Source organism: Companilactobacillus hulinensis, from assembly GCF_003946555.1.
Taxonomy (GTDB): domain Bacteria; phylum Bacillota; class Bacilli; order Lactobacillales; family Lactobacillaceae; genus Companilactobacillus; species Companilactobacillus hulinensis.
In genome coordinates this window covers 133,975-147,173 of the sequence record NZ_RHOO01000001.1, presented here as the reverse complement: position 1 = coordinate 147,173, position 13,199 = coordinate 133,975, and the positions used below count along the sequence as shown (strand labels likewise).

Genomic DNA, 13,199 nt, shown 5'->3' with positions numbered 1-13,199 from the left:
AAAACTACTCTCCAGTCATCTTTTTATAAACCAAGTTACCAATATATCTTGATAGTAAATTAAATAGTAAAACTGCAATAATCAAAACGGCAGATGCTCCTGCAGATACTTGAACAGCATCAGGAATAAGTCCTTCAGAGTTAACTTTCCAAATATGTACCGCTAAAGTCTCAGCTGGACGCATTAGATTCAAGGGACTAGTAATACTGAATACGTTGAAATTAGTGAAGTCTAATGGCGGAGCACTCTGCCCAGCCGTGTAAATCAATGCAGCGGCTTCACCGAATACTCTACCAGCACCAATGATCATACCGGTAATAATACCTGGAAGACCATCAGGAATAATAACATGAATAACCGTTTCCCATTTGGATAATCCTAAGGCAAGTCCAGCTTCACGCTGTGACTGAGCAACTGACTTCAATGAATCTTCAACGTTTCTAGTCAAAATTGGTAGATTGAAAACAGTCAGTGTCAACGCACCAGAAAGAATCGAAAAACCGAACTTGAAACTAATCACAAAAATCAAAAATCCAAACAAACCAACAACTATGGAAGGCAATGAACTCAATACTTCGATTGAAATACGAATGACCTCAACTAGTTTGTTTTTACCAGCATATTCTGACAAATAAATACCAGCTGAAATTGAGATGGGAATCGAAATCAGCATTGAAAGGATTAGTAGGAAAAATGAATTAAACAATTGAATTCCTACACCACTACCCGCTTGAAAGGCTTTTGATCCAGATGTTAGAAAATGCCAGTTAACGTAACGCAGACCACTTCCTAAAATATATAACAGTAATCCGGCAAGAATAAGTACAATGATGCCTGACATTGCATAGATAACGCCTGTTGCAATTTTGTCTTTTACTTTTTCATTGAACATTACATCTTACCTCTCTTTGCGATTAATCTAATTATGAAGTTAAACAGCAATGACATGAGAAGTAATAGTAATGCTAATGACCACAAGGCGTTATTTGGCGTCGAGCCCATAATTGTATTACCCATGTTCATTGTTAGAACACTAGTCAAAGTGGCTGATGGTGATACTAAGTTGTTTGGTAGCAACATTGCATTACCAATAACCATTTGAACCGCTAAAGCTTCACCGAACGCACGCGACATACCGAACACAACAGCTGTCAAAATACCGGGTGTAGCCGCACGCAAAATAACTTTGTGTATCGTTTGCCAACGAGTAGCACCCAATGCTAGTGAGGCTTCACGATAATATCTAGGTACAGCACGTAAAGCATCCACTGACATAGATGTTATCGTCGGTAGAATCATAACGAACAGAACGAAAGAACCGGCTAAAATACCGAATCCACTTCCACCAGCTATCTTACGAACAAAAGGAACAACCACTGTTAAACCGATGAAACCATAAACAACCGAAGGAATACCAACCAATAATTCAATAACTGGTTGAAGTACCTTACGTCCCCATTTAGGAGAAATCTCCGTCATGAATAAAGCGGCAGCAATTGCAAATGGTGTACCAATTAATGCTGCAATCAAAGTAACGGCGAATGAACCAACAATCATCGGTGCTGCACCAACGATTGGATGACCGGCACTATCGAGCTTACTAGGAGCCCAAACTGAATGAGTTAAGAAATTGATTGGATTAACTCCATCTTTGAAGAAAATAATCAATCCTCGAGAAGCAACGAACCCAATTATCGTTACAACTAAAATTACGATAATTGCAGTGAAACTGAACGAAATTATTTTTCCGCGAGTTTCTCTTTTAGCTGAAACAGATTTTTTAGTTAGACTTTCTCTAATTGGATCTTTCATTTTAGACTCCCCCCTTTGAAACAGGCATTACATTACCCTTGTAATCTTTTTGATACTGCATATCTTTTATAGGAACATACTGTAGCTTTTTAACAACTTGATTTTGAATCTTATCAGTCATAATGTAACTCAAGAATTCTTTAGTCATCCCTTTTGCTTCACCATTAGTATAGAGATGCTCGTATGACCAAATCTTCCAAGTATTATTTTCAATATTTTTAATTGTAGGTTTTACACCATTAACTTTGAGTGTCTTAACGGTGTCATTCAAATAAGGCATCGCCAAATAGCTGATAGCACCATCGGTGTTATACACAATTTGACGTACCATCCCACTAGAATCTTGCTCTTGTGAACTGGCAAACTGAGCATTATCCATTACATCATCTTCAAATGCTGAACGAGTACCGCTTCCATCAGCACGGTTAATGATAGTTATTTTCAAATCTTGTCCACCAACTTGTTTCCAGTTAGTAACTTCACCAGAGAAGATTTGACGTAATTGTTTAATGGTCAAGGAATCAACCTTAACGTCTTTATTGACGATGGGAACCATTCCCACAGCGGCTATACGATGATCTACTAACTTACTAGCATCGATGCCACTCTTTTGTTCAGCATACAAATCTGAATTACCAATATCAACGGCACCTTGTTGTATCTGACTAAGTCCTGTACCAGTTCCCCCACCTTGAACATTGACATATTCGTTGGGGTTATCTTTTGAAAATTCTTCACCAGCAAGCTCAACTAATGGTTGTGCTGCAGAAGAACCAACCGCCGTAATTGTCTTTTGGCTACCACTCCCGGAGCAACCAGTTAGAATAAAAATTGCGGAAAATGTCACAGCAAATAACGCAACAAGTCTTTTTTTCAACATTCTTCACCTCTATCCAATTCATAGTAATATACCAATGTATATTTTTTGTATAAAAACAGAGATTTCAACAAAAAAATTCATAAAAAAAAACACCACCGATTAATCGATAGTGTAATAGAATATTTTTAAATTATTTAACTGAAACTTGACTAGCACTTACCCATTCAGTAGTTGCAACATGATACCAAACAACACCGTTTGCATCAGTCTTTGTCTTGTTGAAGTACCAATCTGAGTTTGGTGACAAAGCACGATTCTTAACAGCCTTACCGTTGTTATCTTGTAGTGTAGCATAAGGTGTTACATTAACATGAACTGTACCAGTATCAGCTGAGTTATCAGCACCACTGTTTGTTTCAGCATTACCATCATATTGAGTTAAATTGTATCTTGTAATCAAACTATTCAATGATGAGGCATAGTTAGGAGCAGTTGCATATCTACCTTGTAGCCATGCAGTAGCATCCTTGTATGATGCAGCATTTTCTTTCCATGTACCTGAGTAATAACTTGAGTTCCATGCAACACCGTTACGCAACTTGTTACCATTGTCTAAGAATGATTCATAGTAACTAGGATATTGTCTGAAGTTAGCATAGATTGTATACCAACCAGCTGATGCACTCCATTCAGAAGTTGGCATTGATACATAGGCTCCATTATAGTCACCTTTGATACCAAATAAGTTATGGCCTTGAGTAGCAAGAGTTGAAGTACCCCATGCACTTTCAAGGATAGCTTGAGCTAACATAACTGAAGTATATAGATTGTACTTTGAAGCAGCTTGTTGAGCCATTGGAACGGCTTCAGCCAAGAATGCTTGTTGTTGGGCTGATGTTACACCACTACTTGTAGCTTGTACAACAGCCTTTGTTGAAGCAGCTGATTGGACTACTGCTGTATGAGCAACTGTAGTATCAGCTTTTGTAACATCTGATCCTGAAATCACATCTGTATCACTATTATTTTGATTTGTATTACTTACTTGTTCTGAATTTTCTGGAACACTAGTAGTGTCCGTGGCAGCGGAAGCAACCGTTGGAGCAGCAACGGCAGCTAGTGTGTTAAGAACCGCAACGCTTGTTAACAACACTTTTTTATTCATTGAAGGTATCCCCCTATATAATATCTACATATCAGGTTACTATTTAAAAAAGCCAGATTCAATCAATCTTCCGTTCTGTAACAGAAACTAAACATTGTGTAATACTCCTGAAACATTTACAGTAACTTAAAACCGCTTTTCAACATTAACTGGGATTTTTTGCACAAAAAGAACCACCTTCAAAATTTTGAAGGTGGTTAAAAGTATTTCTTAACTATTTTACGTATACACTGCTAGCACTGACCCATTCGCTAGTTGCAACATGATACCAAGTTGTACCATTTGAATCAGTTTTAGTCTTGTTATAATACCAGTCAGTATCTGAACCTAAGGCACGATTTTTAACGGCTTTTCCGTTGTTATCTTGTAACGGTGCATATGGCGTTACATTAACATGAACATTGCCTTCTTCTTGAACTTCGTTGGTACTTCCACCATTTGTTTCAGCACTATTATCAGTATTTGTATTATTGGTATTAGTGTTTTGAGTCTCATTTGTTGCTGGTTGATCATCATCGTATTGCGTCAAATTATAACTATCAATAATGTTATTTAAGACACTGGCATAATTAGGGGCAGTGGCATATCTACCCTGCAACCATGCAGTAGCATCACGATATGATGATGTGTTTTCTTTCCATGTTCCACTATAGAATGCAGAATTGTAAGTTAAACCATTACGCAACTTGTTACCATTATCTTGGAATGATTCATAGTAACTGGCATACTTTCTAAAATTAGCCGTGATGTAATAGTAACCTTTATCAGCACTCCATTCACGAGTTTGAACAGTATAGGTTGAACCATTGTAGTCACCTTTGATACCAAATAAGTTATTGGCGTCCGTTGCTAAAGTGGACAAACCCCAACTACTCTCTAAAATAGCTTGAGCCAACATAACTGAAGTGTATACATTATATTGACTAGCAGCTCTTTGTGCTAATGGAACGGCTTTATACAAAAACGCATGTTGTTGAGCTGGAGAAGCGTAATTATTTGCCGACTCAACAATTATTTGTTGCAATGCTGAAGATTCAACCGGAGCTTCCACGATTGGTGAGTGGGCAACAGTCGTATCAGCCTCTTTTACCTTTGGTCCCACAAGTACATTATTGCCATCAACTGTACTCGAGTCCCCTTGTTTAGAATCTGGTTCTGAAGTGTCGGCAGCAGAAACAACTGTTGGGGCAGCAACAGCCGCAACAGTATTCAAAACTGCAACACTTGTTAACAGTGCTCTTTTATTCATAGGCATCCCCCGTATCGGAGCAATAAGAAAATAAGCCTGGACTATCATGGATTTTGACAGCTAGGTAGCTTGATCCCCTATAACTCACTTTATTATTGTTATCCATTTCACAGATTACTATTAAGAATTACGAGATTCAATAATTCTAAAATTTCATAAATAAAAATTAAACAATTGTACAAAAAATAGCATTACAAAGCTCGTTTAATTTTTGAACATGACCTAAAAAATCCTCGAATTTACATATAGTAAACTCGAGGATTTTTATTATTAAACAGAAGAAGTTGTATCTTATTACGCATTTACGCTGAATATTCCACAACCTCTAAAGTTTGATTTAAATAATATATGAGCTATCAACCCATTCATTTGTAGCAACACGACGATATGTTATACCATTATAAGTCTTTGTCTTATCTGTGACCCATGGAGTGTTGTTTGCCAAAGCACGATTCTTAACGGGCTTGAAAGTACCATCACCTTGAAGAGCCATCAATGGAACATAATAACCGTTAGCGTTATTAACTTTGATGACACCCTTGCTAGGAGTTGCAGTATTTCCAGTGTTGTTAGTATTGTTATTTGAACCGGCGTTTGTAGTATTACCAACACCATAAACATTACCAGTTGCCTTCAAATTATTGTAATAAAGTGAAATCAATTGGTTTAGTTCAGCCATACTATAGCCTTTGCGAGCAAAGTATGTATCTGGATCAACGTGAGTTGTTTGGTGATACATATTACTTACTTCGTGGTGAGAAACAACTGTTTGACCAGGAATATCTGGTAAATTGTATTGAATCAATTTAGATGCAATATAGTAAGCATCATTTGCCAAAGAATGTGCAAATCCATCATATGAATTTACTTCACATAATTCAATTTGAATATATTTGGCATTAGCAGTTGGACCAGCGCCCCAAACACCATAATCAGCACTATGAATATTGATAATCTGCTTATCATCAGTGAATGCATGGACATAAGTCTGCATATTTCTCCACTCTCTGTTGAAAAGTGTTACCTCATTTTCAGCAGTGGCACCAGGAGTTGCAGTTTCATGAACTACAACTCCTTCTGGCTTACCAACACCATTTTCATAAGGTATCCATTCAGTGAATGTACCTGTACGATATTGAATTGAAGCCGGTTGAATCTTGTTGTTAATTATATAATCATTGATTTGAGATGCCTCAACATCAGTATTGTTACTTGAAAGTAACAGCATACCGAAGAAAATTGATAACACACCCAAAATCCAAATCTTTTTCCCCTTGAACATATTTGCCTCCTACAGCTTAATTGTAGAAAAATAACTCCCTATACACAGTCTTCTCATTTTTCTTACCAGAACCACTATAACGTATTTGATACCCTCTACGAAAGCCCTTTGCACATTACGTTTTGATTACAAAAAAAGCCATACCTCAATTGAGATACGACTAAATTATTAATTTTATAACGGAATGTTAACTGTAAATGTTGATCCAAGACCCTTATGTGATTCAACACCGATTGTTCCATTCAATGTATCTACTGTCTCTTTAACAATGGCAAGTCCTAGTCCAGTGCCACCGGTCTCCAAACTTCTAGATTTATCGACACGATAGAATCTTTCGAATACACGATCTTGTTCATCATCAGCGATACCAATTCCAGTATCTTGAATAACAAATCTGATGCGGTTTTCAATTTCATCATGATGAAATTCCATTGAAATAGTACCATTTTCTTTATTGTAAGAAATTGCATTTTTAATCAAATTGCCAATGATCAAATTTATTTTTTCTTTACTGATAGTTACATTGACATTGCCGAAAAATTCTTTTTTAACATGAATTCCATGTTTTTTGATTGGAATTTCCATACGTTCCAGTAATTTATCAATATCTTCAGACATATTAACAAGTTGAGCTTTTTCAGTATCCTTTTTAACTTTGGATAATGAAAGAATATCCTGAATCAATTCTGTTAAGCGAATACTTTCGTCATTAATTATATGCAAGAAATGATCTAGTTTCTCAGGATCATCCTTGGCACCATTCAATAATGTCTCTGAGAATCCTTCAATTGATGTAATTGGAGTCTTCAACTCATGGCTAACATTATTTACGAAGTCGACTTGCATCTGTTCAAATCTTCTACTTTCAGTTAAATCATATAAGATAACTAAGACTTGTTGGTCATAATCTTCACGTGAATGAACTAGTCTAATAACATTCGCATCAACATATTTCTGTGAATTTCCAACCAATTGAATCTCACGATGATGATTCTTATTCTTGCGCAAAGTATGCTCGATCATTCGACTCAAACTGTAAGTTTTAACATCTTCGATAAAGGGATGTATCTCATTTGAAATATTTTCATCCAATAATCCAGCCATAGCTTGATTATGCATTAGCACTTCACCTTGAGAGTTTAACAACATAACACCGATTGGCAAGTGGCCGATAAGCCCCTTAAATCTACGTTCACGAAGTCGTGCATTATCTCTCAATTCATTAATATCCATACTAATATCATTCGTCTGTTCAACAAGCTCATACAATTCATCATCAGGTGCCAAGATAAGTGATGCCATCTCTTTATTCTTACGAACACGCTTCAAGTTCTCAGTAACACTCTCAATATCTTTACTTAGAACCTGACGTCTACGGTAGAAGAAGAGAATCATTGAATCTGTGACAATGAAATAGATAAATGCAACCATAACAAACGAGAAAGTATCCTGATTCCACAGTCTCTTATACTTCTTTGCAACTACATATTTACTTGAACCGTGCATATAATACATGGTTCTTGTACCAAAAGTATCGTTAGTAACAAAGTTCTGTCCCGGTGTAAGGTGGCCACGATGAATTAGATCATATGCACCCTTTTCCAAGGCCGTACTACGTTTTGTAGTATCAACATAAGACAAACTAGAATACTTGGCTGCCTGCTCTTGAGAATGGTTCTTTTTTAATTCACGATACGAAACCGTTTCATCAGAGAACATCTCATTTTGAGAATGTCCCAAAATATTATCAGCAAATACAGAAAGCACGATAAAGATTATTACAGTAATAGCGATAGCAATTAATGGACCAAATTTTTTCCTCATACTACACCTCTAAGACGTAACCGAATCCGTGTACGGTTTTTATTATTTGCGGATCTTTTGTATCCTTTTCAATTTTATCACGAAGATGACTAATTTGAATATCGACCATTCGTAACTGTGAATTAGAGTTTAATCCCCAGACATTGTCAAAAATTTGATCGCGTGAAACCACGATTCCCTTATTATCTAGCAAGAACTCCAACAATTGGTATTCTTTTCTAGTCAAAGCAATCTCTGTTCCGTTGATAATCAAACTTTTAGCAGCTTTGTTTAATGCAAAATGTGTCTTATCAGAACTAGTTGTTCTACGTAGCACTACTTCAATTCTTGCCAGAAGTTCCTTTACACTAAAGGGTTTAGTTATGTAATCATCAGCTCCACTGATCAAGCCTTCAATTTTATTATCTTCAGCATCAACAGCAGTCAAAAATATCACTGGTGTGGCATTTCCTTCTGAACGAATTTTTTTAAGAATTTCAATTCCACTCAGTTTTGGAAGCATCTGATCCAATAGTACCAAATCAAACTTTTCCATCAATATTTTGTCTAAGGCATCTTCCCCATTAGTAGCAGTATCAGTGTCATAACCTTTGGCAGTTAAATTATATTCAATTAATTCCAAAATCGATAATTCATCGTCTACAATTAAAATTCTCTTTGACATATTAGTCTGGATTCTCCCCTTGAAGTTTCCATTGCAAGTAAGCATAAATAAATGGATCTAAGTCACCGTCCATTACCGCTTGACCGTTACCAGTTTCGTAGTTTGAACGATGATCCTTGACCATTGTATATGGATGGAAAACATATGAACGGATCTGTGATCCCCAACCAATATCCATCTGTTCACCCTTGATTTCAGCATTTTTCTTAGCTTGTTCTTCTTGTTCTCTTTGATACAACTTAGCTTTTAACATGTTCATTGCTGTTTGTCTATTTTGTAATTGTGACCTCTGAGCTTGAGAACTAACAACTATACCAGTTGGCAAGTGAGTAATTCTTACAGCTGATGAGGTCTTATTGATATGCTGACCACCGGCACCAGATGAACGGAAAACATCAACACGCAAATCATCATCATTGATCTCAACTTCAATTGAGTCATCTAATTCAGGCATCACATCTACTGAAGCAAACGAAGTGTGACGTCTGCCGGCAGAATCAAATGGTGAGATTCTAACTAGACGATGAACACCACGTTCTGATCTCAATAATCCATAGGCATTTTTTCCACTGATCATCAGAGACACACTCTTAATGCCAGCTTCATCCCCAGGTTGATAATCTTCAATTTCAACAGAGAAATCATGTTGATCAGCCCATCTTTGATACATTCTTAACAGCATCGAACCCCAATCTTGAGATTCAGTACCACCAGCACCTGGATGAATTTCCAAAATGGCATTATCTGAATCATAGGGTTCAGAAAGCAACATTGTCAATTCATAAGACTGCATTTTCTTTTCAAGAGTGGCAACATCATCTTCCATTTGAACTATCAAATCATCTTCAGGATCATCCTGATATAACTCAGCTAAAACCTTCAAGTTCTCCAATCCCTCATCAAGTTGCTTGAAGTTATCATATTTATCTTTCAGATCATTATTGGCATCAATGACTTTTTGAGCTTTATCGTGATCATCCCAAAAACCATTCTCAGTCATCTTGGCTTCGTTCTCTGCAATAGACTCTTCCAAACTATCTAAGTCAAAGAGACCCCCTGAATTGGCTTATTTTGCTTTCAATATTACTTATTTTTGTCTTTATTTCGCTAAATTCCATAATTATCACCTTTATAAAAAAAGACAGGCCAAGCGGCCTGCCGATTTATCTTTCCATGTTTTGTCTAATTTCGGCCTTCATGAATAGTCTAGTTACATCATATTCAATGTCTGAAACCATTTCTTCAAACATACGATATCCTTCTTCTTGATATTCAACAAGTGGATTTAATTGTCCATAACCACGTAGACCAATTGATTGACGTAATTGATCCATCGCGTCAATATGATCTGTCCAGTGTTCATCAACAACTCTAAGGATAACAACTTTTTCAAATTCTAGCATTTGAGCTGGATCTCCAAGTTGTTCCTTCTTAGCTTCGTAGTTCTTATTAACAAAGTCCATTAGGTACTTAATAATTTCATCTGCTGACTTCATTTGAAGATCAACAACACTGAAATCCTTATCGCTTACTAAGGCTGATGTTGCAAAGTCAGCAATGGCAGCAAGATCCCAATCTTCTTGTTTACCTTGAGTATGTACATCAACAGTAACTTTGATAGTACGCTCGATCATAGGTAGAAGAACACGGTCAAGATCCTTGTCCTCAGTAATAACTTCCATTCTTTCTTTATAGATAACTTCACGTTGTTCACGCATAACATCATCATATTGCAAGGTATTCTTACGAGTATCGTAGTTATTACCTTCAACACGTTTTTGAGCAGATTCAACCTGACGAGTCATCATCTTACTTTGAATAACGGCATCGTCATCTTCAATCTTCAATGTCTTAAGAACACGTTTGATTCTTTCTGAACCGAAACGTTTCATCAAGTCATCTTCAAGTGACATGTAGAATTGTGTAACACCAGGATCACCTTGACGACCAGATCTACCACGAAGCTGATTATCAATACGACGTGATTCATGACGTTCTGTACCAAGAACACATAGACCACCGACTTCTTTAACGCCAGGTCCAAGTTTAATATCAGTACCACGACCAGCCATGTTGGTAGCAATAGTTACGGCGCCACGTTGACCAGCGTTCATAACAATTTCAGCTTCCTTAGCATGGTTCTTAGCGTTCAAGACAGCATGAGGAATACCCTCTTTATCAAGCAACTTAGATAGATATTCTGAAGATTCAACCGCAACAGTACCAACTAGTAATGGTTGACCCTTTGCGTGTCTTCTCTTGATATCTTCAACAACAGCCGCAAATTTACTCTTCAATGTAGGATATAGCAAATCATCCTTATCATCACGAATAACTGGTTTGTTAGTTGGAATTGAAATAACTTCCATGTTGTAGATTTCTCTGAATTCTTCTGCTTCAGTCTTAGCAGTACCAGTCATACCTGATAACTTATCATACATACGGAAGAAGTTTTGATAAGTGATGTTAGCCATTGTCTTAGTTTCATCTTGGATCTCAACACCTTCTTTGGCTTCAATAGCCTGGTGTAATCCATCAGAATAACGACGACCATCCATAACACGACCAGTAAATTGATCAACAATTTTAACTTCGCCATCTTGCACAACATAATCAATATCAAGAGTCATAATGTAGTTGGCACGAAGTGCTTGGTCCAAATGGTGATTCAAGACAGTATTATCAATATCATATAGGTTATCCAAACCGAAGTAATCTTCAGCTTTTCTAATACCTGTTTCAGTTAAACTAATTGACTTTGTAGGCCAATCGATCTTGTAATCATCTTTTTCAAGTGTCTTAGAGAATCTATCGGCACGAACATACATAGCTGTAGATTTTTCAGCGGCACCAGAAATGATCAATGGAGTTCTAGCCTCATCAATCAAGATTGAATCGACCTCATCGACGATAGCATAATGTAATGGACGTTGAACCATTTGTTCTTTGTAAACGACCATGTTATCACGCAAGTAATCGAATCCAAGTTCACTATTTGTAGAATAAGTAATATCACAATTGTATGCAGCACGTTTTTCTTCTGAATCCATGCTGTTGACGTTAAGACCTACTGAAAGTCCTAACCAGTTGTATAACTCACCCATTTCTTTTGCATCACGGGATGATAGATATTCATTAACAGTAACAACATGAACACCCTTTCCTGCAAGCGCGTTCAAATAAACTGGTAATGTGGCAGTCAAAGTCTTACCTTCACCAGTTTTCATTTCAGCAATATTACCTTCGTGAAGTGTAATACCACCAATAATTTGAACTCTAAATGGATAAAGTCCTAATACTCTTTTAGCACCCTCACGGGCTGTAGCAAAGGCTTCAGGTAGAATATCATCTAGAGTTTCACCTTTTGCTAATCTTTCTTTAAATTCAGGAGTCTTAGCTTGAAGTTCTTCGTCTGAAAGTTTGCTATATGCATCAGCATAACTTTCAACCTTATCGGCAATCTTGCCCATACGTTTAACTTCTCTTTTGTCGCTTTCGACCCATTTTCTTAATGGATTTGCCATATGTAATAATCTCTCCTAAATACTAAACATACTCTTAATAGTAGCATTTTTTTAGATTGTTTTAAACTCAGAATTATATAGAGTCTTCCAGAGTTAATATACTACACCATATTTGTATATTTTTGGTGTATTTTGCACAAAATTAAAAAATCCTAAATCTTATCAGTCGCAAGTCTCAGCCATACAAAAAGCATACTCGTACTTACGAATGCAAACCACAAAATAATTTCTTTCCAAGCAAATAAAAAAAGCTAGGGCATAAAGTCCTAACTTTTTTAAATTTCCTATTCATTTGTTTCGATCAAACCATACTTACCATCGTTACGTTTGTATACGATGCTTGCGCCATTTGTCTCGGCATCTTCGAATATAAAGAATTCATGTCCAAGCATTTCCATTTGTAGAACTGCTTCTTCAGCGTCCATTGGTTTTAGTGATAAACGTTTTGTTCTGACGATTTGTGATTCGTCTTCCTTAGCGTCTTCAGCAGATACATCATCTAAAGGAATATCCTTAATACTGCCTGATTCACGTCCCTTACGATTTACACGTGTCTTAAATTTCTTAACTTGTCTTTCAAGTTTATCAATAACTAAGTCAATTCCGGCATACATGTCATCGTTGATCTCTTCAGCTCTAAGAGTCATGTATGGAAGTGGAATAGTTACCTCAACCTTTGTACCCTTTGATGGATAAGTCTTCAAATTAACGTGAGCAATTGGATTGCTGTCGTCACTGAAATATTTTTCCATCTTTGATAGTCTTTTTTCAACATAGTCACGAATAGCTGGTGTTACCTCGATATTTTCACCACGAACATTAATTGTTAACATAAGAATCTCTCCTTCCGACGATAGGA

At 36.6% G+C, this 13,199-nt stretch carries 11 protein-coding genes; all 11 read right to left on the bottom strand.

From position 1 onward, the window contains the following. Positions 1-4: 4 nt before the first annotated feature. The 11 genes from pstA to hpf all read right to left on the bottom strand — a co-directional run bounded on the left by pstA (position 5) and on the right by hpf (position 13,173). Positions 5-892: a phosphate ABC transporter permease PstA gene (pstA, locus tag EKM66_RS00665; protein ID WP_125760630.1), complete on the bottom strand. Its 888-nt coding sequence runs from the start codon at positions 890-892 to the stop codon at positions 5-7. Beyond that, on the bottom strand, positions 892-1,812 hold the full coding sequence (gene pstC / locus EKM66_RS00660) for a phosphate ABC transporter permease subunit PstC (protein WP_125760628.1): 921 nt from the start codon (positions 1,810-1,812) through the stop codon (positions 892-894). The genes pstA and pstC overlap by 1 nt, the downstream gene beginning before the upstream one ends. 1 nt (position 1,813) lies before the next feature. Continuing rightward, positions 1,814-2,692 (bottom strand): phosphate ABC transporter substrate-binding protein PstS family protein, encoded by an 879-nt coding sequence (locus tag EKM66_RS00655; protein WP_125760626.1) that lies wholly within the window; start codon positions 2,690-2,692, stop codon positions 1,814-1,816. Between the two features lie 130 nt (positions 2,693-2,822). Continuing rightward, positions 2,823-3,797 carry a glycoside hydrolase family 73 protein gene (locus EKM66_RS12895; RefSeq protein WP_125760624.1) on the bottom strand — a complete coding sequence of 325 codons (975 nt, stop codon included), beginning with the start codon at positions 3,795-3,797 and terminating at the stop codon, positions 2,823-2,825. Between the two features lie 214 nt (positions 3,798-4,011). Then, a complete protein-coding gene (locus EKM66_RS12805) occupies positions 4,012-5,046 on the bottom strand; it encodes a glycoside hydrolase family 73 protein (RefSeq protein WP_125760622.1) in 1,035 nt (344 codons plus the stop codon). A gap of 337 nt (positions 5,047-5,383) precedes the next feature. Next, complete coding sequence (locus EKM66_RS00640; RefSeq protein ID WP_125760620.1) at positions 5,384-6,328, bottom strand: peptidoglycan recognition protein family protein; 945 nt, start codon at positions 6,326-6,328, stop codon at positions 5,384-5,386. A 174-nt stretch (positions 6,329-6,502) separates the two neighbouring features. Beyond that, positions 6,503-8,152 carry a sensor histidine kinase gene (locus EKM66_RS00635; RefSeq protein ID WP_125760618.1) on the bottom strand — a complete coding sequence of 550 codons (1,650 nt, stop codon included), beginning with the start codon at positions 8,150-8,152 and terminating at the stop codon, positions 6,503-6,505. A gap of 1 nt (position 8,153) precedes the next feature. Further along, positions 8,154-8,816, bottom strand: coding sequence for a response regulator transcription factor (locus EKM66_RS00630; RefSeq protein ID WP_125760615.1), 663 nt, complete (start codon positions 8,814-8,816; stop codon positions 8,154-8,156). 1 nt (position 8,817) lies between these two features. Continuing rightward, positions 8,818-9,934 (bottom strand): peptide chain release factor 2 gene (gene prfB, locus EKM66_RS00625; protein ID WP_191988020.1). Its coding sequence is split into 2 segments (ribosomal slippage): positions 8,818-9,882 and positions 9,884-9,934, totalling 1,116 coding nucleotides; the frame shifts between segments, so codons are not numbered across the junction. A gap of 45 nt (positions 9,935-9,979) precedes the next feature. Continuing rightward, on the bottom strand, positions 9,980-12,340 hold the full coding sequence (gene secA, locus EKM66_RS00620; RefSeq protein ID WP_125760611.1) for a preprotein translocase subunit SecA: 2,361 nt from the start codon (positions 12,338-12,340) through the stop codon (positions 9,980-9,982). A gap of 284 nt (positions 12,341-12,624) precedes the next feature. After that, the gene (gene hpf, locus EKM66_RS00615) at positions 12,625-13,173 is read right to left on the bottom strand and encodes a ribosome hibernation-promoting factor, HPF/YfiA family (RefSeq protein ID WP_125760609.1); all 549 of its coding nucleotides are present in this window, start codon (positions 13,171-13,173) and stop codon (positions 12,625-12,627) included. Between the last annotated feature and the right edge of the window lie 26 nt (positions 13,174-13,199).